The sequence below is a fragment of the Streptacidiphilus sp. BW17 genome (genome assembly GCF_041262485.1).
In the GTDB taxonomy this organism is placed as follows: domain Bacteria; phylum Actinomycetota; class Actinomycetes; order Streptomycetales; family Streptomycetaceae; genus Streptacidiphilus.
Genome location: NZ_JBGCCR010000005.1, coordinates 209,346 through 229,551 on the forward strand (window position 1 = coordinate 209,346; position 20,206 = coordinate 229,551).

The following is a 20,206-nucleotide window of genomic DNA, read 5'->3' on the forward strand; positions in this document are numbered from 1 at the left end:
GCCAGGGCGCGCCTCAGATGTCGCGGAAGGTCTCGATCCGCGCGCCGATCGAGTTGAGCCGGTCCGCCAGGTCCTCGTAACCGCGGTTGATCACATAGACGTTGCGCAGCACCGAGGTCCCCTCCGCCGCCAGCATCGCCAGCAGCACGACCACCGCGGGCCGCAGCGCGGGCGGGCACATCATCTCGGCCGCGCGCCACCGCGTGGTCGGGCCCTGGACCAGCACCCGGTGCGGGTCCAGCAGCTTGACGTCCGCGCCGAGCCTGCCCAGCTCGGTCAGGTAGATGGCACGGTTGTCGTAGACCCAGTCGTGGATCAGCGTGTCCCCGTGCGCGACCGCCGCGATCGCGGCGAAGAACGGCACGTTGTCGATGTTGATGCCGGGGAACGGCATCGGGTGGATCTTGTCCGCCGGAGCGGTCAGCTTGGACGGACGGACCGTCAGGTCGGTCAGCCGGGTGCGGCCGTTGCGCGCCAGGTACTCGTCGCCGCGGTCGTAGTCGAGGCCCATCTCCTCCAGGACGGTGAGCTCGATCTCCAGGAACTCGATCGGCACCCGCCGGATCGTCAGCTCGGAGGAGGTCACCACGGCCGCCGCCAGCAGGCTCATCGCCTCGACCGGGTCCTCGGCGGGCGCGTAGTCGACGTCGCAGTCGATCTGCTCGACGCCGTGCACGGTCAGCGTCGTGGTGCCGACGCCCTCGACCTTGACGCCGAGGCGCTCCAGGTAGAAGCAGAGGTCCTGGACCATGTAGTTGGGGCTCGCGTTGCGGATCACCGTGACGCCGGGGTGCCGGGCCGCCGCCAGCAGCACGTTCTCGGTGACGGTGTCCCCGCGCTCGGTCAGCACGATGGCACGGGTCGGCACCACGCCCGACTCGACGTCGGCGTGGTAGTGACCGTCGGTGGCGTTGACCCGCAGGCCGAACTGGCGCAGCGCGGCCAGGTGCGGCCCAACGGTCCTGGTGCCCAGGTCGCAGCCGCCCGCGTAGGGGAGCTTGAAGTGCGACTCCAGGTGCATCAGCGGGCCGAGCAGCATCAGCGCGCTGCGGGTACGGCGGGCCGCGTCCGCGTCCATGGCGTCCAGGTCAAGCCGGGACGGCGGGGTCAGCTCCAGGTCGGTGCCGTCGTTGATCCAGCGGGCCTTGACGCCGATGCTGGTGAGCACCTCCAGGATCCGGAAGATCTCCTCGATCCGGGCCACCCGGCGCAGCGTCGTCTTGCCGGTGGTGAGCAGTGACGCGCAGAGCAGTGCGACTCCGGCGTTCTTGCTGGTGCGCACGTCGATGGACCCGGTCAGCCGACGGCCGCCGGTCACCCGCAGGTGCATCGGCCCGGCGTAGCCGAGCGAGACGATCTCACTGTCCAGGGCGTCGCCGATCCGGGCAATCATCTCAAGACTGAGATTCTGCTGGCCGCGCTCCATGCGCACGACCGCGCTCTGACTGGTGGTCAGCGCTTCTGCCAGCTGCGCCTGGGTCAACCCCTTGTGCTGGCGCGCGGTACGGATGAGCTTGCCGATACGGACGAGGTAGTCATCAGTCACGCGGGTCACACTATCTCAGATCTGAGATAGCAACCACGCGCGCCTCACACTGGGGTCGTCGGGTACCGCGTCAGCTGTCGCCACCAGTGTGACCCATGACGGTTGGTGCACGACCAGCTGAGGGTCGTACGCGATCGGCCAGGCGGGTGACGCGGTCGGTGAAGCGCTAGGGGAACCGCCCGGTGAACCGCTAGGCGAACCGTTCGGTGAACTCGTCGGCGAGCAGGCCCAGCACCACGAGGTCGCCGTGCCGTCCGCCCTGGAACACCCGGTCCCGCAGGTGCCCCTCCTCGACGAAGCCGAGCCGGCGATGCAGCGCCAAGGAGGCCTCGTTGTGGGCGAACACCCGTGCCTCGCACCGGTGGTAGCGCCGCTCGCCGAACATGAAGCGCAGCAGCAGCACGACGGCCTCCGCTGCGTAGCCCTTCCGTCGGTGCGCCGCGCCGACGCTGATGCCGTATTCGAACCATCCGGCTCTCGGGTCGGCCTGGTGCACGCCGACGACACCGACCAGCTCTCCGGTGCCGACCGCCTGGATCGCGAGCGGGAAGCGCTCGGCCTCCGGGGCGGTCGACGCCTCCTCCTTCGCCCGTCCGCGGAAATGTTCGGCGGAGCCCGGTGGGCGGATCAGGTCCCCCAACCCCTCCTCGTCCTGGGCGACGCGCATCAGGCCGTCCCAGTCCTCGGGCTCGATCCCGCGCAGCCGCACCCGCTCACCGATCCAGATCGAAGTCATCCTGTATTCGATCAAGAACGGGCACTCGGCGTCCATCCTCTTGCACAAGGGCGCCGCCCGGCCTGGGGAGGGGAGTCAGGCCGGGCGGCGGGGATGCCCTGCAGGTGCGAGCGTGGCTCGAGCTACTGCAGCAGGGCGGCCTGTTCCGGGCTGCGCCGACGGCGCGCGCCCACGTGGTGGAAGAGCAGGTTGAGCGCGACGGCGGTCAGTGCGCCCGCGCTGATGCCGCTGCCGAGGATGGTCTGCGCCCAGGACGGGAAGTCGTGGTAGATCCCCGGGGTGACCAGGTGCCCATGCGCGTCGTAGACGTCCGGCGCGGCCAGCGGGATGACCCCGATGGCCAGGGAGACCGCGATGATGACGATGTTGGGCGCGTCATCCAGGTTGATCTTGACCAGCGAGCGGATGCCGCTGACCGCGATGGTCCCGAAGAGCACGATCCCCGCGCCGCCCAGCACGGGCATCGGCACCAGCGAGACCGCAGCGCCCAGCTTGGGGAACACACCCAGCGCGACCAGCACCGCCCCGGCCGTGGCGACCACGTAACGGCTGCGCACACGCGTCAGTGAGACCACGCCGACGTTCTGCGCGAACGCGCTGGTCGCGCAGGAGCCGAACATCGAGCCGAGGAAGGTGGCCACACCGTCGGTGCGCAGCCCGCGGGTGATGGTGGCGCGGTCGACCGGGCGGTCGCAGATCTCCCCGATGGCGAGCATGCCGGCCGAGCTCTCGGTCATCAGGACCAGCATCACGATGATCATGGAGACGATCGCCGCGGGCTGGAACTCCGGCGTCCCGAAGCGGAACGGCGTCGGCACCGCGAAGGTGGCGGCGGTGGCGAACGAGTGGGTGTCCACCTTGCCCAGCGGAATCGCGGCGAGCGTGCCGATCACCATGCCGAGCAGCAGCGCGATCTGCTTGAGGAAGCCGGTGAAGAACCGCTGCATGGTGACGATGACGATCAGCGTGAACGCCGCCAGCCCCAGATTGCTCAGCGAGTTGAAGCCGGGCACGGTGGCACTGCCGCCGCGCGCCCACTCCACCGGAACCGGCATCAGCGTGACACCGATCAGCGTGATCACCACGCCGATGACCTGGTGCGGGAAGAACCGCATCAGCCGTCCGAAGAACGGTCCGACCAGCAGGCAGAAGGCGCCGGCGATCATGACCGCGCCCAGGATGCTGGGCAGCCGATGGTCGCCGTGGTTCTGCTCGGCGATCGCCAGCATCGGCCCGATCCCGGCCGAGGACGCGGCGTTGACGAACGGGAGGCGGTTGCCGACCAGGTTCTTCACGCCGAGCGTCTGCAGCAGCGTGGCCGCTCCCGCGACCAGCAGGCTTGCCGCGATCAGGAAGGTCTCGTCCCGCGCGTTCAGGCCGCAGGCCGGGCCGACGATCAGCGGCGGGGCGACGACTCCGGCGTACATGGCCGCGATGTGCTGCAACGCGGCCGGCACCATCCGCCGGAAGGAAAGCTTCTCGTCGACGGGGTGGACGGCGTCGTGAGAATTGTTTTCCTGAGTCCGTCCGTCTTCTTTACTCTGTCCGTTTTCCGGACAGTGCTCGATTTCCGGACTTCTCCCTGCCTGTGGGTCGTGCGACCGGGGTTGTGCGGGCATGCGGAATTCACCCTCCAGGCTCGGCGTGCCTTCCGGCACACAGGAGCGGAAGGGCGGCGCGGTGCGATGATGGTGGTGCGAAACGGACTCGGCAGCAGGGGCCGGGCCGAAATGCGGCTGACGGTGAGTCAGTGCCCGCACAGCAAAAACCGTGGTGTGGGTGGCACGATCGGCTTCGCTGCTTTTGCTTGTCGCCTAGCTAAGCCTCCAAAGAACCTTGCGTCAACACTTTGTTTAATATTGCTTCCTCCAACGGCGCACGCCACCGCCTACACCACGCTGAGCAGCGCCCGGCGTACAGTCGGTGTTCATGACAGACGCAGCGGACGCAGCCACCGACGCACAGCAGGACGCTCCCTCCATGCGTCCGGCGGTAAGCGAGACCTACGGCCCGGTCGACCTGGGCCGCCTTCCGATCTTCGCGGGAGGGTTCATCAACTTCGGCTTCTGGCACGGCATCGACCTCGACCCCGACCGCCCGCTCACCGAGGCCGACCGGATCCGCAGCCAGCAGGACCTCTACCGGCTCGTCCTCGACGCCGCCGCCCTTCCGAAGGAGCCGACGCTCCTGGAGGTGGGCTGCGGGCTCGGGACGGGCTGCGCGCTGACCCTGCGCGAGCACGACGGCGCGTCGGTCACCGGCATGGACATCCACCCCGACCAACTGACGCGCGCCCGCGCCGCGCAGGCCGAGCTGCTCCGGGACGAACCGGGGCGGCTGCGGTTCGTCCAGGGAGCGGCGGAGCGCATGCCGCTGGAGGACGACGGTTTCGACGCCGTCCTCAGCGTCGAGGCCGCCCAGCACTTCCCGGACCTCGCCGCGTTCGCAAGGGAGAGCGCACGGGTGCTGCGGCCGGGCGGCCGCATGGCCGTGGCCAGCTTCTTCACCACGGACGACGCCCCGGGCCGCCCTGAGGAACTCGCCGGACTGCTGGACACCTTCGCCAACGGCCTGGACATCGCGCGCCCGATCACGGCCCTCACCGACGCCGCCACCGCTGCCGGACTCACCGCCGTGCGCGCCACCTCGATCGGTCGTGACGTCTGGCCGGGCTGGGACCGCTGGCTCTCGCGCTGGTGGGACCCGGGCACCTGGCCGCGCAACTTCCTGGCCGCCTACGAGCGGGGCATCCTCGACTACTACCTGGTCACCGCCGAGAAGCGCGGCTAGGCCCTCTGCACGGGCCCGGTGCACAACGCCTCGACCACCGTGGGCAGTTCAACCCTCCACGAGCTGGACCTTGACGCCTTCCCTGGCCGACTCCCGTACGGCGGGCGGCAGCAAGGAGCACGCCGCCGCCACGCCGGGTGGCCATGTCCGTGGCGCCGATGACCCGGCGTGCGGCGGCTGCGAGTCGTCGCCCCGCCTGACTCAGCGGGTGTAGGGGCGGGTCAGGATCTCCATGTTGTGGCCGTCGGGGTCCTCGAAGTAGGCCCCGCGGCCGCCGAAGTAGGCGCTGAGCTTGCCCGGTTGGGTGTGGGAGGGATCGGCGTAGTAGGTCACCCGGGCCGCCTCCAGCCGGGCGATCATGCCGTCGAACTCCTCGTCCGGCACCAGGAACGCGTAGTGCTGGCTCTGGACGGGCTGGTCGCGCAGCTCGTAGTAGTCGAGCGTGACGCCGTTGCCGAGCTCGATCGGCAGGAACGGGCCGAACGGCGCGCCAACGGTCAGGCCGAGGATCTCCGCCAGGAACTCGGCGGACACCCGCCGGTCCTTCGCGAGGACGGCGGTGTGGTTGAGCTGTACTGCGGTGGTGGCGTTTGCGGCGGTGTTTGCGAGTTGATCGGTCATCAGAATGTATTCTCCGGATCGAAGTTCGGGGACAGGATCACGAAGAGGACATGGCGGGCCACGGGCCCGCCCCGCGCTCACGCAGAGGCCGGGCGCCGATCTCGTGCATGGCCCAAGGCCGACCCGGCAGTCACGATGCCGACGTTAGTACACGCCCCACCGTCCCGGCAACGGCTTACCAGCCGGGTCCGAGCCCGCTACCCGACGACGTCCTCGTCCGGCCCGGACAGGACGCGGACCGCGTACGGCCGGAGGCTGTCCTGCCCGTGCTCGCTGCGGTACCCGAGGGCTGCGAGTGTGCGGACCAGGGCCTCGGCCATGACGATCCGGACCGATCCGCCCTCCGGCGTCTCCGCGTCCACGTCCGGGTGCACCCGCCAGTGCAGCCACACGCCGCCCACCGCGTCGTCGAACGCGTCGACCTCGACTTCGGCCCCCGCCCTGGACGAGGGCGTCACCTCGTAGGGCTTGGCCTCCAGACCGGCGCCCAGCAGGTCGCGTTCAACCCGCGCCGCCAGACGCAGCAACGCGGCGGCTGCGGGCGGGTCGAGACGCTTCGGCCCGATACCGGGGTCTGCGGTGCTGGCCGGCGTGCCGTGCGGGCGCCCGTGCTCATGTCCATGCTCGACGTCGCGGTCCATGCACCACAGCCTAGAGTTGCGGCCCGTGTCGGCGGGCCGTGACACGTGAGGAGAGGGCATGATCGGGGAGCAGAGCCAGCAAAGATCGTGAAGAGACCGCGAAGGAGCGCCAGCGCCGTGCAGATCAGCTACGCCTGCGAGCCGAGTCCGGACACCGCCGCCAACGAGGACTTCGTCATCGCCGGCCCACAGTTCGCGCTCGTGCTGGACGGAGCCACCGCCAGCGGCCTGCCGACCGGCTGCGTCCACTCCGTGGCGTGGTTCGTGCAGCGACTGGGCGCGGAGCTGGCCGCGTTCCTGCTGTCACATCCGGACGAGCCGCTGCCGGAGGTGCTGCGCCAGGCGATCCTGCGTACCCGGGACCTGCATCCCCAGTGCGATCTCGAAAATCCTGACAGCCCGTCAGCAACCGTGGCACTGCTGCGGATCGCTGCGGACGCGGACCGCCTGGACTGCCTGGTGCTGGCCGACTCCCCGATCGTGGTCCGCACGGTGGACGGCCACGTCGAGGTCCACGCCGACGACCGGATCGACCATCTGCCCGCCTACGACCGGGAGTCGGTGAGCCGACTGCGCAACGCACCCGGCGGCTTCTGGGTCGCCTCGGCCCGCCCCGAGGCGGCGGAGCAGGCGCTCACCGCCTCCCACTCCCTCTCCCGCGTCCGCGACGTGGCCGCGCTCTCCGACGGCATCGGCCGCCTGGTCGACCGCTTCGGCTGGTCCTGGCCCGGGCTCCTCGACGCCCTCGGCACGGACGGCCCGTCCCACCTCGTCGACGCGGTCCGCAAGCACGAACTCGACCTGGCAGAAGGCTCGTTCCGCGGCAAGCGGCACGACGACGCGACCGTGCTGTACGCCCAGTTCCACCCGTCGAGCGGCGGCGGAACGGCCGACACCATGGCGCACTGAGACCCCGCAGCCGTCGCTACCAACGCAGTTCCAGCGTCAGCTCGTCATGCAGCGGGATGCCGTACTCGCCGGTCTCCGGGATGGACGGCTTGACCAGCCGCGCCGCGTCCACCGCACCCGGCGCGACGCTGACGATCCGCAGGCCACGGCGCTGGTAGAACCGCAGCGCGTCGAGGTTGTCGTTCGTGGTGACCAGCCAGAGCCGGGCGGCACCCGCCCGCCGCGCCACCACGACGCCCGCGTCCAGCAGGGCGCTGCCGACCCCGCCGCGCGGCGGCACCGCGTCGAGCGTGACCACTTCCAGGCCGCCAGGCGAGAGCGTGTAGGTCAGCAGGCCGACCACGCGGCCGTCCCGTTCGGCGAGGAGCGCGGGCAGGTGCAGCGCGTCGTACACGGTGCCGTGAGCCACGACGGCCGCGCCGCCCCACGACATGCCGAGCAGTTCGGAGATCCGTTCGCGGTCGTCCGGCCCGGCGGCGCGGACGCGGAAGTCACCCATCAGCCCTCAGCCCCCTCGACGGCAGCTCGCCACGTCCAGGAGGTCCGGCGCGGCAAGCCCGGTAGGGCCGTGCGCCCGGTGCACCAGAGCAGCAACTGCCCAGGGCCGGCGGAGCGCTCGGCGGTGCTCGGCGCGTCCGGGAAGAGCCTGGACAGGGCCGCCGCGGCGGCGTCGGCGGGCGGCTCCCAGGCGAGCCCGAGGCCGGAGGTGATGTCGTGGGTGTGGACCAGGGTCTCGGCCACACCCATCGCCGCGAACCCCGTCGGGTCCGTCGGGCCCCAGTGCCAGGCCCGCGCCTGCGGCTCGGCCGTGGCCAGCGCGGCGGACAGCAGCCCGCCGCAGGCCACCACCGTCTGCAACACCTGAGCCAGGGACGCGGACGGACGGACCGTCAGGTCCAGTGGGAGATACGCGTCGTCGGGCCGCGCCGTCAACTGGCAGGCGTAGGCGAGCAGATCATGCGCCACATGGGAGGCGGTCTCCCGGCAGCTCCAGGTGAGCGTGCCCGCAGGAACGGTCCAGTCCGCCGTGGTGTGCGGTCCGAGGACCCGCAACATCTCCGCGACGGAGGCATCGAGATCCCGGTGATCCATAGGGCGCTGATCCATGCGCCGATGCTACGGACCCGTCAGTGGAGCGTCAGCTCTGGAAGCGCTTGGCCAGCTTCGGATCGGCCTGCCACCAGAGGCCGTTGTGGGCCTGCTCCCCCGACACGACGGCCTCGGCCGCCTGCGCCGGAACCTGGGCGGGGGCGACGCCGCGGGCGGTGACCTGGTGCAGCAGACCAGGGATGAAGCCGAGCGGGTAGAAGAACGGGAGGATCCCGACCAGCAGCGACATGCCGGTACTGGTGACGTCGACCCGGTAGGCGCCCTCCTCGGGCATCTCGAAGGCGACGTCCTTGGACCGGCTGCCCTTGACCGCGACCCGCACGGTGTGCGGCCCGGGGTCGAGCGGGAAGCGGGCCACCCCACCCTGCTTGACCTCGCCGACGCGCTCGCCGTCCACAAGCACCGCGAGCGTGCCCGCGGTCCGCAACGGCGGCGCCTCCGCCCGGATCACCATCTCCCCGGCCATCGGCACATCCTCCTGTTGTACGCCGTTTCCCGAGCGAGCATACGCGCGCTTCCTCAGCGCACGGCACGCGGGTCGGGGGCGGTCCGCCGGGGCGCTCAGCGCTCCAGCGCGGCGAACCCGGCACGGACGAGCTCGGCCGCGTCAACCGCCTCCCGCTCCGTCTCGGAGAGCCGTCCGTACGTCAGCCGCACAGCGCGCAGCACGCCCACGCCGACGCGGCTCAGCACGGATGCCCGGAACCGGGCGTCCCCCGCCACCTCGGCCCCGTCCATCCGCGACCGGAACGCCTCAGCCACGGCCTCCTCCAGGTCGTAGAGCAGGAAGCGGTCGCCGCGCCCCGGGACCTCCGGCCGCCCGTCCGCCGAGCGCCCGTCCGCCGGCCGACCGTCCGCCGGGCGACCGGCGGCCTCCAGGCGCAGCGGGCCGGGGATGGCCAGCAGGATCACGGGGTTGGTCTCGTGCCGGAAGGCCAGGGCCAGCAGCGCCTCGCGCAGCGCGACCAGCGGGGGCTCGTCGGCGGGGCGCTCGCAGATCCCCGCCGCCAGCAGCGGGATCAGGTCCCGGACCTGCTGCAGGACCAGGCTCTCCTTGCTCGGGAAGTAGCGGAAGAAGGTCCGCTCCCCCACTCCGGCCTCCGCCGCGATGTCCCGGACCGTCGTGGCCTCGAAGCCGCGCTCCTGGAACAGCCGGGCGGCGGCCTCGACCAGCGCCTGGTGGGTGCGCCGCTTGTTCTCCTCGCGGCGACCCCTGGGCTCCGTCGCCGCTGCGTCCGCAGCCACTGCCTCCATGTCCACACGCATGTCCACACCGCGAGTATCTCAGCCTCAGGGATGACTCTGGCAGTTCTGCCACTTTGCTATTTTGGCAGGACTGCCACTTTTTCGGCAGGCTCAGGCGCAGGCCCTCAGTCGTCCCCTCACGGCCTGCACACACACGCACGCACACGCACCACGGAGCACCCTCATGCCCACCTACCTGCACCGCCTCGGCAGGTTCGCCTTCCGGCACCGACGAAGCGTGCTGGCCCTCTGGCTGGCGGCGGTCGCCGCAGTCGTCGCCTGCACCGTGGCCTTCGGCGGGTCCGGGAAGTTCGACAACACCTTCACCATCCCGGGCTCCGAGTCGCAGCAGGCGCTGGACCGGATGAAGACCGACTTCCCGACCTCCTCGGGCACCAGCTCCCAACTGGTCTTCACCGCGCCGAACGGGCAGAAGGTCACCGATCCCACCGACGCCGCCGCCATCGACGCCGCGGTGACCGCCGCGCAGTCCGCGCCGCAGGTCGCCAGGGTGATCAGCCCGTTCGCCGCGCACACCGTCTCGCCGGACGGCAGCACCGCAGTGGCTCAGGTCCAGTACGAGGTGCCGCAGAGCGCGCTCCAGTCGGACGCCCTCTCCGCCCTCCAGTCCTCCGTCGACTCCGCGGTCGCCCACGGTTCGCAGAGCGGCGTGGGCGTCGTCGTGGGCGGTTCGGCGTTCGGTAACGCGCCGTCGAAGTCGAGCTCGGACGTGATCGGCGTCGGCGTGGCGCTGGTCATCCTCACGCTCACCTTCGGCTCCCTGCTGACGGCCGGAGTACCGATGGTGACCGCGATCTTCGGGGTGGCGACCGCCATCTTCGGGCTGCTCTCGCTGACCGGCGTCGTCTCGATCTCGTCGACCGCGCAGAGCCTGGCCCTGATGATCGGGCTGGCCGTCGGCATCGACTACGCACTCTTCATCGTCAGTCGACATCGCGCCCAACTCGCCCACGGCATGGACCCGGAGGAGTCGGCGGCGCTGGCCGTCGGCACGGCGGGCAGCGCGGTGGTCTTCGCCGGACTGACCGTGGTCATCGCCATGGCCGGGCTGACCGTGATCGGCATACCCTTCCTGACCGCGATGGGCCTGGCCGCCGCGGGCGCGGTGCTCACCGCCGTGCTGGTGGCGACCACCCTGCTGCCCGCTGTCCTCGGCTTCGCCGGCCGCCGCCTCACCCCGAAGCCGGGCTCGCGCGCGGTACGCCGCGACCACGCCATCGCCGCAGCCGAAAGCGGCGCCGCGGGGACGGACGCCGGCGGCACCAAGCACGCCAAGGGATCCAAGGACGCCAAGGGCCCCAAGCCGGCCAACGCGGCCGAGCGCTGGTTCCGACTGGCCACGCGCAGGCCGCTGCTGACGCTGATCGCCGTCGTCGCGGCGCTCGGCGCGCTGGCCTGGCCCGCGCACAGCATGCAGTTGGCGCTGCCCGACAACTCCACCGCCCCGGCCGGCTCCTCACAGCGTGTCGCCTACGACGAGATCAGCTCCGCCTTCGGGCCCGGCTTCAACGGCCCGCTCCTCGTCCTGGCCGACACCGGGGCCAGCAGCGACCCGACCGCCGCGACCCAGCAGATTGCCTCGACGCTGCGCACGCTCCCCGACGTCTCCGCCGTCGGCAAGCCGGTCGCGAACCCGACGACCCACACCGCCCTGATCCAGGTGATTCCCAAGAGCGCGCCGAGCGATGAGGCGACGAAGACGCTGGTCAACACCATCCGCGCGGACAAGGGCACGATCCAGCAGCAGACCGGCGCGACCATCCAGGTCACCGGCAGCACCGCCGTCAGCATCGACGTCGCCGCCAAGCTCAACGCGGCGCTGGTGCCGTTCACGGCCGTCGTGGTCGGACTGTCGCTGCTCCTGCTGCTGCTCGTGTTCCGCTCGTTCGTGGTGCCGCTCAAGGCCGCGGTGGGCTTCCTCCTGTCGATCGGGGCGACCCTCGGCGCGGTCGTCGGCGTCTTCCAACTCGGCCATCTGGGCAGCCTCTTCGGCCTGGACACGACGGGTCCGGTGAGCAGCTTCCTGCCGATCCTGCTGCTGGCGGTGCTGTTCGGGCTCGCGATGGACTACGAGGTCTTCCTGGTGTCCCGAATGCGTGAGGCCTACGCCCACTCCCGCGAGCCGCTGGCCGCCGTGCACAGCGGCGCCCGGCACAGCGGACGGGTCGTCACCGCGGCTGCGCTGATCATGATTTCGGTCTTCGCATCCTTCCTCGGCACCGACAGCATGATCCTCAAGCAGATCGCCTTCGCCCTGGCGGTCGGGGTCCTGATCGACGCCTTCGTGATCCGGATGACCTTCGTCCCGGCGGTCCTGGCCCTCACCGGCCGCGCGGCGTGGTGGCTGCCGAAGTGGCTCGCCCGAGCTCTCCCCGACCTCGACATCGAGGGCGAGCGCCTCCAACAGCACACCCGCCCGTCGAAGCCGGCGGACGAAAACCGCGTGACCGAACCCATCGGCTGACGATCCGTCGCTTTTTCGCCCGCTCTCCCGTCCAGCACTCCGGGCCGGGAGGGCGGGCGCGGCGCGTCCGGACCGGGCTCGGCGACGGACGGGGTCGATGGCCTGCAACGTCGGCGGAATCACCGAGCGGGTCGTGGAGGTCGTCGTGGACCTGGACGCGGAGCTGGACGAACCCTCGAACTCCGTCGCCGTGGCGCGGTAGCGCCCAGGACCGGGGAGGCGGACGCTGGTCGGAGGGATCGGCTTCACTACGTCCCGGGAGGCGCGATGCATCCGGGTTCGGGCGACGGTTCCGCCGACGGGACGCCCGGCATGGGAACGGTGCTGCTGCGCAGCTGGAACGCCGCCGTGGGCGTCGTGGTCGGCGCGCTGCTGGTGATGGCGGCGCTCGGGGCGATCGGGCTCTGGCTGGCGCGGGCGAACACGCTGCCCGGGGACTCCTTCGGGTCGGTGCTGGCGGCCACGATGCTGATGGCGCTCGGCGCGCCCGCTCGCGTGCAGGGGTCCGCCGGGTTCATCGCGAGCGGCAGCGCGGGCGTGGCGGCGATGCCGCTGACGCTCAGCCTGGCCGGGGCGCTGATCGCGGGGTACGCGTTCCTCCGGCCGCTGCGGCGCCGGGCCGCACTGCACGGACGGGAACTGCTCGGCCGGGTGCTGCTGACCGCCGCGCTCTGGGCCGGTGCCGTGGCGCTGCTGGCGTGGGCTGCCCGGCACAGCTTCGTGGTCTCGACCGGCAACTCGATCACCGACCAGATCACCGGCGCGCTCGGGGCGTCGCCCACGGTCGGGTTCCGGGTCGACGTCGGAGCGGCCGTCGGATACGGCCTGCTCTGGCTGGCCGTGGTCCTGCTACTCGCCTTCGCGGTCTCTCGGGCCGCAGCGCTGCCGGACCGGCTGCTGCGGCTCCGGACCGCAGTGCGTCCGGCCGCGTCGGCGATGGTGGTGCTGCTGCTCGGCTACGTCCTGGTCGCGCTGGTCGCGGGAGTGGTGACGGCGGTGGTCCACGGACCGGCCAGGGACACCTTCGCGGTCATCCTGCTGGCCCTGCCCAACCTCGCCTGGCTGGCCCTCGGCCTGGGGCTCGGCGCGACCTGGCACGGGCACCTGGCCACCTCGATCGGACTGCCGATGCCGAAGGTGCTGTCGGAGGTGCTCCGGTCGGCGGGCACCGGCGACCGCACGGTCAGCCTCGGCACGCTCGCCCAACAGGACGGCCGCGTCTGGTGGCTGCCGGTCCTCGCGGGGCTGGCGCTGCTCTGCTGCGGCATCGCGATGGGCCGGACGGGCGGCAGGACGACGGCGTGGCGGCACGCGGTCAGCCTGGGGCTGACGACGGCGCTGGCGATGCTGCTGATCGGCCTGCTCACCCGGGTCTCGGCCGCCTACGGCCTCTCCCTGCTCGGCGTCGGCGGCACCGGCGGCATCTCCGGCCTGCTCGGCAACCTGATCGGCGGGGCCGGCGTCCCCAAGGCTCTGACCGGCAGCGTCACCCTGATCCCCGACCTGCTGCGCGCCGTCCTGCTCGGTGCGCTCTGGGGCGCGCTCGCAGGCGTGGTCGGCGGCTGGATCGGCGCGCGCCTGCGCCGAACGCCGCGCGACCACCCGTGAACCAGCGACCACCCGTGCACCGGCGGGCACCCGCGAACCGGCGGGCGTCCGCCCGGCTCACCAGCTCCAGCCGTGCCCGCCGGTGTTGTGGAACAGGGCCAGCCCCAGGGTGAACCAGGTCAGCAGCAGGTCCGCGCGGCGCCGCGACGGCAGGACCGCGGCCAGCGGCCAGACCAGCGCCGCGTACCAGGGCATGCACCAGGGCGCGGCCAGCAGCCAGCCCAGCGCCAGCGCGTAGGCGCCACGCGTCTGCTCCAGGCCCAGCTCGGCCGGGTGACCGACCGTACGCCGGTAGAAGATCCAGCCCAGCACCAGCATCACCACCGGCCAGGCCAAGGTGATGACGGCCTCGGTGACGTTCTGGCCCACCGTCACGTGGCCGAGCAGCTCGACCAGCGCCCAGACGGACGGGGACGAGACGAGCTGCGACGCCTGGGAGAGCGGATCCAGCCCGTGGATGCCGATCGGTACGTACATCACCGCCAGCGGCACCAGACAGCTGACCGTGCGTACGACCAGCCGCTTCCACTCGCGGTCGCGCAGCAGCGGCCAGGAGAGGCCGACCGCGACCAGCGCGGCGCTGATCTTGACGCCGCAGGCCATGCCGAGCAGCGCGCCGACCACCACCTCGTGGCTGGGCGGCGACTCGCGCACCCGCAGCGCGGCATAGGCGGCGCAGGCGCTGAACAGGGCGATGTAGGTGTCCAGGTGTCCGCCGCCGACGAGCAGGCAGAGGAGCAGCGGGTTGGCCGCCCAGAGCAGCGCCGCCCGGCCGCGGTCCCGTGCCATCCGCACCAGGACCAGCCCGGTCAGCACATAGGCCGCCGCGTTGGCGAGCATCAGCACGGTGATGGTGAGCGTGAGGCGACTGCCGCCGATGTCGGCGGCCAGCTGTTGGATGAACGTGGCGAGCGGTCCGTAGACGGACGGTGTGAAGAGCCAGTTGTTGCCGACCAGGTGCGCGTACGAGCCGCCGAGCTCACCCGGCAGCGTGCGGTAGGGGTCCAGACCGAGGGACGCTATCCGCCCGTACGCCGCGTAGCTGGCGGTGTCGGCGGAACCGACCGGCGTCCCGACGGCGAGCAGCAGCGCGCCGAACGCGCCCAGCCCCACCAGCCGCTTCGGTGACGGCGACCAGCCGCGCCGGGAGGCCCCCAGCATCCGTATCAGCCCGGCGCCCTGTGCGGCTATCGCCGCGCAGGTCAGATAGGTCGAGGCGGGTCCCGGCAGCTTGGGCAGCCGCAGGGAGCTGATGGCGATGTCGAGTGTGTGGTCGTTGGGGGCCGCGAAGGCCACGAAGGCCATCAGCAGGACACCCGCGACGGAGAGGCATATCGCTCCCCAGGGTGTCCCGGTGGCCTCGGCGACCCCGGTACTGCCGGAGCCGCCCGGCCCGTCGGATTCGTTGCGCCCGTCGGCGACGCCGTCCCGCGTCGTCGACTGCTCTGCTGCTCTTGGTGCCACCACGCGCGCGTCAGGCGGCGCGACGGCATCGACTATGGGTGCTGACACGCCCGCTCGCCCTCCCGCGATGGTCTGCGTCGGTGAAGGCCCCCGAGAGGACCTTGTCTCGGCACGCCAAGGCGACGAGCTGTTGGTGGACCGTCCCCGCCCCGGATAGTGCGCTGGCAGATCATATCCACGCGAGCTCGACCCGTGCTCGGCGGGTCACAGGATCTGCACGTGGTTGGGGCCGAAAGGGCCCGATCCGGACGGTGACGGATGGTCACCGTCCACCAGCAGGGCGTGTTCGACCATAGTCGATCACCAGACGCTGCCGGGCCCCTGACTGCCGGTCAGCAGTCCGGACGTCAGCGGTTGGGACGCAAGGTCCACGTGATCGTCATCTCACCGGTGACCTCGCCGTCGGCGCGTCGGATGGTCACCTCGACCGGGAACTCGGGCCGCTGCCCGGCGTCCAGCTCGGCGACGACGTCGGCGGCGGCACGTCCGAGCTCGGCGGTCGCGGTGACCTCGCCCATGGCCAGCTTCCGGTAGGCGATCTTCGCATCCACCGCCAGCGGCACGGCACGCGTCAGCTGGTCACCGAAGGCGGACAGCACGATCGCACCGCTCGCCGACTCGGCGAGGGTGAACATGGCTCCGGCGTGCGGGCCGCCGACGTGGTTGTGGAAGTCGGCCTGGTCGGGCAGGCGCAGCACCGCGCGGGTCGCGGTGCACTCGTCGAAGACGAGGTTGAGGGTCCGGACCATGGGAACGGTCTGGGGCAGCAGTTCGGCGATCGACGGCATGGCGTTGGTCATGGACCGCATATTACTGGCCAGTAGCCTCGCTGCCAACGACCGGCGGACACCGACGGACCACCCTCGCAGCGACCGGCTGCCACCGACGGCCGGTCTCAGGCGGAACCGGCCGTGCCCTCCGGCTCCTGTCGGCCCGCGCCCCGCTCCTCGGTCCGCTCCTCGTTCCGCTCCTCGTCCTTGGCCACCTGCGCCGCCTCGACCGCCGCCTCGCGCTTGCTCACCACGGCCGCGGCGGCAGCAGCCGCAGCGCCGAAGGCCAGCACGACCATGCCGGGGCGGTTCAGGCAGTTGCCGCTGATGTGGTCGAACGAGAAGCGTCCCGGCCCCGCCAGGCCGAGGCCCGCCGCCATGTACCCGAGGTACGCCGGGTACTCGTAGCCGCCCGCCTGGGCGAAGAACCCGGCGGGACGGTGGACCGCGACCGCGCCCGCCATGGCGCCCGCCGCAGCCGCACCGGCGGCCGGCGTGGCCACGCCGAGGGCCAGCAGCACCCCGCCGCCCGCCTCACCGAGACCGGCCGCGAGGGCGCTCTGACGGCCGGGACGGAAGCCCATCGCCTCCATCGCCTGCGCGGTCCGGTCCAGACCACCGCCGCCGAACCAGCCGAACAGCTTCTGGGCGCCGTGCGCGAAGAGCACGCCCCCGGTCCCGACGCGCAGCACCAGCAATCCCAGGTCCTTGCGAGGCAGGCACGACATGAGGAGGTCCTTCCGGCGAGGGAACGTGTCGCTCCAGTCTTCGCCGAAATCCCCGCCCCGGCCCCTCCCGGTTAGCCCACCCGTGGGAGCCGCGCCTGGGCCCTGTCTGACACAACAAGGCTCCGGGCGGCCTCAGGCGAGGCTCTTGCCCAGGCAGATCGCGGAGTCGTACTCCCGGTAGAAGCCGAACTTCAGGATCGGCTCGTAGCCCTCGGACTTGTACAGCGCCAGCGCCTCCGGCTGCTGGTCACCGGTCTCCAGGATCATCCGGCGGCGTCCCGCCCGGCGGGCGTCCTCCTCCAGGAACCGGAGCATCCGGCGAGCCAGTCCACGTCCGCGTGCGGCGGCACGGGTGTACATCCGCTTGATCTCGGCATCCCCGTCGGCCAGGCCGATCTCGCCCGATTCCTGCGCCCGCCACGCGCCGGTCCCGACGGGCGCCCCGTCCACGTCGTAGAGCACGGCGAAGGTCCCCAGGGGCGGCGCGAAGTGGGCCTCGTCCAGGTCCGTCTCGTCCGGGCCGCCGTAGCGGAGCACGTACTCCTGCTGGACCTCCGCCATCAACAGCTGTGCATCCGGGTGCCCGTACCCGACGACTCGTATCCGCTCCACGCGCGCTCTGCCTCCGCTCTGCACCGACCTGTACCCCGAAATCCCTCCGCCACCGGCCTGACCTGCGGCGGCAGCCTTCGAGTCTACGCAGCGCGCGTGCGCTTCCGGACACGCTTCCGCCGCCGGGCCGGAGGCCCGGCGGCGGAAGCGGCGGACGGAAGTGGAAGCCTGGCTACTGCCCGAGCAGTTCCGTGCGGCCGAACATCTCGGCCGTCTGACGGGCCGAGGGCTGGCCCGCGTCGGGATCGGCGCCGGCGGCGATGAGGGCGGTGATCACGTCGGCCGAGCCCTTGAAGACCGCGCCCGCCAGCGGGGTCTGGCCGCGGTCGTTGGGGCGGTCCGCGTCCGCGCCGCGTTCGACGAGGGTGCGGACGGCCTCGGCGTGGCCGTGGTAGGCGGCCAGCATGAGAAGGGTGTCGCCCTTCTCGTTGGTCAGGTTCGCCGGTACGCCCGCGTCGATGTAGGCGGCGAGCCCGGCGGCGTCGCCCGCACGAGCGAGGTCGAAGACCTTGCCCGCGAGCGCGGCGACCTCGGGGTCGACGGCGTCGGCGCCGCCCGTGGCGTCGTTCTGATCAGTCATATGTGTGTTCGTTCGCTTTCTCGACGGCCGCGCCGACCCGGCCGGGGCCCGGACTGCCCCGGCGCCGGAAAGGGTCGGCGAGCGTGAGCGTACGCCGTCGGGCCGTCCGAGCGGAGTACGACGGGGCGGCGTTCCACTCCCCGGACGGTCACTCAGGTCAGCCGACGGGTGCGACACCCGTCCCCGACCGGGTGTCAGCCATCCGGGCGAACCGCCCGCGCGCCGCCGCGTGGTGGCGGGCCATCGGAGACACGATCACGTGCGAGGCGGGTGCACACCCGGCAAAACCACCCATTTGCTGCTATTCATTGGTTATTACTTTTTGTCACCATGGTTCACCATTGCGTGACGAGTAAGTAAGGAAGGCCTGTCCCACCAGGCCCACCGGCCCGCTGTCCTACTACGAGGAGACCCTCGTGATCCTCTCCGTCTCCGGAGTCGTCCTGCTGGGAATCATCGTGTTCCTGTTCTTCCGCAAGGACGGCCTCAAGCTCTCCCACGCTCTGGTCTGCGCACTGTTCGGCTTCTACCTCGCCGGAACCGCGATCGCCCCCAGCATCAAGGCCGGCGGCGCGAGCCTCGCCAGCCTGCTCGGCGGCATCAAGTTCTGACGCCCCCGAACCTGCCCCGGAGCACATCGATGACCTTCACCGAGCACCTGACCCGAGGGCGCGACCTGGCACGTACCGCGAGTGACCACGCGGCCGACATGTTCGGCCCGCTGATCACCATCGGCCGTGGCCTGCGCGCCCACGCACAGTGGACGAAGAACTGGTGGGCGAATACACCCAAGGACAAGCGCGGACCCGCGCTCTTCCTGGTGGTGGCCGTCGTCGCCGCCGTGGCCCTGCTGCCCTACGGCCCGTTGCTGGCCCTGCTCGCCCTGATGGGCAGCGCGGCCTGGGCGGGACGTTCGCGCACCGAGCCCGCACCGCCCGCGCCCGACACCAGCCAGCTCAAACTCGCCGCCGTCTACACCGCGCTGACGCCGTATCTGGTCCACGAGTCGGACCCGAGCCCGCTCTACGCGCACGGCGGCGACTTCAAGGACGCGTTCACCGGCTGGGAGTTCGACGAGGAGGGGCGACTGACCTCGCTGGACCTGCGCTACCCCGCCTACTTCACCGACACCGAGCCCCACTCGCGGGCCCGGATCGAGCAGGTGATCCACGGCAAGGTCGGCCGCAGCCGCGAGTACCGCTTCACCTGGGACCAGGAGGTCAACCGCCTCCAGGTCAGCGCGCTGCCGCCGCTGCCGGGCGACATCGCCGCACAGACCTTCGTCACCGCCGCGGGCGAACTGGTGCTCGGCTTCACCGACACCACCAGCACCAACCGCATGATCCCGGTCCGCCAGGCCGGCGGTCAGGCGCACCAGCCGCCGGTGCTGTGGCGCACCGGTCCGCGCTCGGCCGAGCCGCATCTGCTGGCCCTGGGCGCGCACGGCTACGGCACCTCGACCCTGCTGCGCTCGCTCGCACTCCAGGCGCTGCAGTACGGCGACATCGCCGTCATCGACGGCGCGGGCACCGGCGAACACGCCTGCCTTGTGGGCCGTCCGGGCGTGCACACGGTGGAGACCAGCCTGCACGGCGCGTTGGCCGCGCTGGAGTGGGCGGCCAACGAGACGCAGCGCCGTCTCGACGCCCACAACCTGGCCAAGCGCTCCGGCGGCGTCCCGCCCGCGGACACCCTGCGTCCGCTCTGGCTACTGCTGGACCACCCCTCGGAGCTGACCGAGCTGGCCCACGCGGAGGGTCGCACCGACCCGCAGGAGCTGCTGGAGGTGCCGCTGCGTCACGGCCGCACCGCGCACGTGACGGTGGTGGTCGTCGACCGGCTGGAGGCGCTGGAACGCATCCGCGCCGGCGTCAGGACCGCGTGCCGGGCCCGGGTCGTGCTCGGACCGGTCGGCCCGGAGACGGCGCTGGAGGCGCTGGGTGCGCCGCTGGACATCACCCCGTCCAGCCACACCCCGCCCGGACGCGGCTACGCCCGCCTCGGCAACGCCGCACCGGTCCGGCTCCAGGTCCCGGCCACGCCGGACCCGTTGGACGAGGACGCGCCGACCGACCAGCGTGACGCGGTCATCGCCCTGCTCCCGCACGCGGACACCCGCACCGAGACGACGACGGAGCTGAACCTCGGTGCGGACCTGCTGAGCAAGGACCTCTCCAAGGACCTGACCAAGGGTGTCTCCCCCGCCGACCTGCCCCCGGTCGGGCTGCCTCCGGACCTCCCGCCGATGCCGACCCTGCCCCCGCTCCCGACCGAGGCGCCGCGCTTCTTCTGACGCTTCGCCGCTGATGCTTGGAGCGTCAGCCTCTCCCGACGCCACGCCCCCCGCGCCCACGAGCAGGG

General features: G+C 71.7%; 20 protein-coding genes. 6 read left to right on the top strand and 14 right to left on the bottom strand.

All coding sequences use genetic code 11. The annotated features are described in order from the left end of the window. Window positions 1–13: 13 nt before the first annotated feature. From ABH940_RS08615 to ABH940_RS08625, 3 genes are all read right to left on the bottom strand, one after another. The gene (locus ABH940_RS08615; protein ID WP_370072249.1) at window positions 14–1,546 is read right to left on the bottom strand and encodes a helix-turn-helix domain-containing protein; all 1,533 of its coding nucleotides are present in this window, start codon (window positions 1,544–1,546) and stop codon (window positions 14–16) included. A 190-nt stretch (window positions 1,547–1,736) separates the two neighbouring features. Further along, window positions 1,737–2,282 (bottom strand): GNAT family N-acetyltransferase, encoded by a 546-nt coding sequence (locus ABH940_RS08620; RefSeq protein WP_370072248.1) that lies wholly within the window; start codon window positions 2,280–2,282, stop codon window positions 1,737–1,739. Window positions 2,283–2,404: 122 nt separating this feature from the next. Then, on the bottom strand, window positions 2,405–3,742 hold the full coding sequence (locus ABH940_RS08625; protein WP_370104986.1) for a nucleobase:cation symporter-2 family protein: 1,338 nt from the start codon (window positions 3,740–3,742) through the stop codon (window positions 2,405–2,407). A 469-nt stretch (window positions 3,743–4,211) separates the two neighbouring features. On the opposite strand from ABH940_RS08625, the gene ABH940_RS08630 reads away from it, so the two are divergent. Further along, the gene (locus tag ABH940_RS08630; RefSeq protein WP_370072247.1) at window positions 4,212–5,072 is read left to right on the top strand and encodes a class I SAM-dependent methyltransferase; all 861 of its coding nucleotides are present in this window, start codon (window positions 4,212–4,214) and stop codon (window positions 5,070–5,072) included. A 201-nt stretch (window positions 5,073–5,273) separates the two neighbouring features. Here the strand turns inward: ABH940_RS08630 and ABH940_RS08635 are convergent, their stop codons facing one another. Together ABH940_RS08635 and ABH940_RS08640 are read right to left on the bottom strand one after the other, a co-directional pair. Next, complete coding sequence (locus tag ABH940_RS08635) at window positions 5,274–5,693, bottom strand: VOC family protein (RefSeq protein ID WP_370072245.1); 420 nt, start codon at window positions 5,691–5,693, stop codon at window positions 5,274–5,276. Between the two features lie 197 nt (window positions 5,694–5,890). After that, a complete protein-coding gene (locus ABH940_RS08640; RefSeq protein WP_370072244.1) occupies window positions 5,891–6,334 on the bottom strand; it encodes a hypothetical protein in 444 nt (147 codons plus the stop codon). 117 nt (window positions 6,335–6,451) lie between these two features. Here ABH940_RS08640 and ABH940_RS08645 point away from each other — a divergent pair, with 117 nt between their 5' ends. Further along, a complete protein-coding gene (locus tag ABH940_RS08645; RefSeq protein WP_370104987.1) occupies window positions 6,452–7,243 on the top strand; it encodes a hypothetical protein in 792 nt (263 codons plus the stop codon). A 16-nt stretch (window positions 7,244–7,259) separates the two neighbouring features. Here ABH940_RS08645 and ABH940_RS08650 read toward each other — a convergent pair whose 3' ends face one another. The 4 genes from ABH940_RS08650 to ABH940_RS08665 form a co-directional block, all read right to left on the bottom strand. Then, window positions 7,260–7,742, bottom strand: coding sequence for an N-acetyltransferase family protein (locus ABH940_RS08650; protein WP_370104988.1), 483 nt, complete (start codon window positions 7,740–7,742; stop codon window positions 7,260–7,262). After that, the gene (locus tag ABH940_RS08655; protein ID WP_370104989.1) at window positions 7,742–8,350 is read right to left on the bottom strand and encodes a maleylpyruvate isomerase N-terminal domain-containing protein; all 609 of its coding nucleotides are present in this window, start codon (window positions 8,348–8,350) and stop codon (window positions 7,742–7,744) included. The genes ABH940_RS08650 and ABH940_RS08655 overlap by 1 nt, the downstream gene beginning before the upstream one ends. Before the next feature lie 31 nt (window positions 8,351–8,381). Beyond that, window positions 8,382–8,819 (bottom strand): hypothetical protein, encoded by a 438-nt coding sequence (locus tag ABH940_RS08660; protein ID WP_370072241.1) that lies wholly within the window; start codon window positions 8,817–8,819, stop codon window positions 8,382–8,384. Window positions 8,820–8,914: 95 nt separating this feature from the next. Continuing rightward, window positions 8,915–9,619, bottom strand: a complete 705-nt coding sequence (locus ABH940_RS08665) for a helix-turn-helix domain-containing protein (protein ID WP_370072290.1) — start codon at window positions 9,617–9,619, stop codon at window positions 8,915–8,917. Between the two features lie 163 nt (window positions 9,620–9,782). Between ABH940_RS08665 and ABH940_RS08670 the strand changes: the two genes are divergently transcribed. Together ABH940_RS08670 and ABH940_RS08675 are read left to right on the top strand one after the other, a co-directional pair. Further along, entirely contained in the window at window positions 9,783–12,083 is a 2,301-nt protein-coding gene (locus ABH940_RS08670) for an MMPL family transporter (protein WP_370072240.1), read from the top strand. Between the two features lie 267 nt (window positions 12,084–12,350). Next, window positions 12,351–13,691, top strand: a complete 1,341-nt coding sequence (locus tag ABH940_RS08675; RefSeq protein WP_370072239.1) for a streptophobe family protein — start codon at window positions 12,351–12,353, stop codon at window positions 13,689–13,691. 57 nt (window positions 13,692–13,748) lie between these two features. Here ABH940_RS08675 and ABH940_RS08680 read toward each other — a convergent pair whose 3' ends face one another. The 5 genes from ABH940_RS08680 to ABH940_RS08700 form a co-directional block, all read right to left on the bottom strand. Next, window positions 13,749–15,203, bottom strand: a complete 1,455-nt coding sequence (locus tag ABH940_RS08680; protein WP_370072238.1) for a hypothetical protein — start codon at window positions 15,201–15,203, stop codon at window positions 13,749–13,751. Window positions 15,204–15,502: 299 nt separating this feature from the next. Continuing rightward, the gene (locus ABH940_RS08685) at window positions 15,503–15,955 is read right to left on the bottom strand and encodes a DUF4442 domain-containing protein (RefSeq protein WP_370072237.1); all 453 of its coding nucleotides are present in this window, start codon (window positions 15,953–15,955) and stop codon (window positions 15,503–15,505) included. A 95-nt stretch (window positions 15,956–16,050) separates the two neighbouring features. Further along, window positions 16,051–16,653 (bottom strand): DoxX family membrane protein, encoded by a 603-nt coding sequence (locus ABH940_RS08690; RefSeq protein WP_370072236.1) that lies wholly within the window; start codon window positions 16,651–16,653, stop codon window positions 16,051–16,053. 132 nt (window positions 16,654–16,785) lie between these two features. Further along, window positions 16,786–17,265, bottom strand: a complete 480-nt coding sequence (locus ABH940_RS08695) for a GNAT family N-acetyltransferase (RefSeq protein WP_370072235.1) — start codon at window positions 17,263–17,265, stop codon at window positions 16,786–16,788. A 172-nt stretch (window positions 17,266–17,437) separates the two neighbouring features. Next, window positions 17,438–17,845, bottom strand: coding sequence for an ankyrin repeat domain-containing protein (locus tag ABH940_RS08700; protein ID WP_370072234.1), 408 nt, complete (start codon window positions 17,843–17,845; stop codon window positions 17,438–17,440). A gap of 416 nt (window positions 17,846–18,261) precedes the next feature. On the opposite strand from ABH940_RS08700, the gene ABH940_RS08705 reads away from it, so the two are divergent. Beyond that, a complete protein-coding gene (locus tag ABH940_RS08705) occupies window positions 18,262–18,456 on the top strand; it encodes a hypothetical protein (RefSeq protein WP_037606139.1) in 195 nt (64 codons plus the stop codon). Window positions 18,457–18,485: 29 nt separating this feature from the next. Beyond that, window positions 18,486–20,138, top strand: a complete 1,653-nt coding sequence (locus ABH940_RS08710; protein ID WP_370072233.1) for a hypothetical protein — start codon at window positions 18,486–18,488, stop codon at window positions 20,136–20,138. Window positions 20,139–20,206 lie beyond the last annotated feature (68 nt).

What these genes read in the sequence shown, in the direction of transcription:
- ABH940_RS08635 (WP_370072245.1), bottom strand. Translation starts at nt 5,693, where the DNA reads ATGACCGATCAACTCGCAAACACCGCCGCAAACGCCACCACCGCAGTA.
- ABH940_RS08640 (WP_370072244.1), bottom strand. Translation starts at nt 6,334, where the DNA reads ATGGACCGCGACGTCGAGCATGGACATGAGCACGGGCGCCCGCACGGC.
- ABH940_RS08620 (WP_370072248.1), bottom strand. Translation starts at nt 2,282, where the DNA reads ATGACTTCGATCTGGATCGGTGAGCGGGTGCGGCTGCGCGGGATCGAG.
- ABH940_RS08675 (WP_370072239.1), top strand. Translation starts at nt 12,351, where the DNA reads ATGCATCCGGGTTCGGGCGACGGTTCCGCCGACGGGACGCCCGGCATG.
- ABH940_RS08690 (WP_370072236.1), bottom strand. Translation starts at nt 16,653, where the DNA reads ATGTCGTGCCTGCCTCGCAAGGACCTGGGATTGCTGGTGCTGCGCGTC.
- ABH940_RS08650 (WP_370104988.1), bottom strand. Translation starts at nt 7,742, where the DNA reads ATGGGTGACTTCCGCGTCCGCGCCGCCGGGCCGGACGACCGCGAACGG.
- ABH940_RS08700 (WP_370072234.1), bottom strand. Translation starts at nt 17,845, where the DNA reads ATGACTGATCAGAACGACGCCACGGGCGGCGCCGACGCCGTCGACCCC.
- ABH940_RS08670 (WP_370072240.1), top strand. Translation starts at nt 9,783, where the DNA reads ATGCCCACCTACCTGCACCGCCTCGGCAGGTTCGCCTTCCGGCACCGA.
- ABH940_RS08655 (WP_370104989.1), bottom strand. Translation starts at nt 8,350, where the DNA reads ATGGATCAGCGCCCTATGGATCACCGGGATCTCGATGCCTCCGTCGCG.
- ABH940_RS08660 (WP_370072241.1), bottom strand. Translation starts at nt 8,819, where the DNA reads ATGGCCGGGGAGATGGTGATCCGGGCGGAGGCGCCGCCGTTGCGGACC.
- ABH940_RS08630 (WP_370072247.1), top strand. Translation starts at nt 4,212, where the DNA reads ATGACAGACGCAGCGGACGCAGCCACCGACGCACAGCAGGACGCTCCC.
- ABH940_RS08710 (WP_370072233.1), top strand. Translation starts at nt 18,486, where the DNA reads ATGACCTTCACCGAGCACCTGACCCGAGGGCGCGACCTGGCACGTACC.
- ABH940_RS08665 (WP_370072290.1), bottom strand. Translation starts at nt 9,619, where the DNA reads ATGCGTGTGGACATGGAGGCAGTGGCTGCGGACGCAGCGGCGACGGAG.
- ABH940_RS08685 (WP_370072237.1), bottom strand. Translation starts at nt 15,955, where the DNA reads ATGACCAACGCCATGCCGTCGATCGCCGAACTGCTGCCCCAGACCGTT.
- ABH940_RS08625 (WP_370104986.1), bottom strand. Translation starts at nt 3,742, where the DNA reads ATGGTGCCGGCCGCGTTGCAGCACATCGCGGCCATGTACGCCGGAGTC.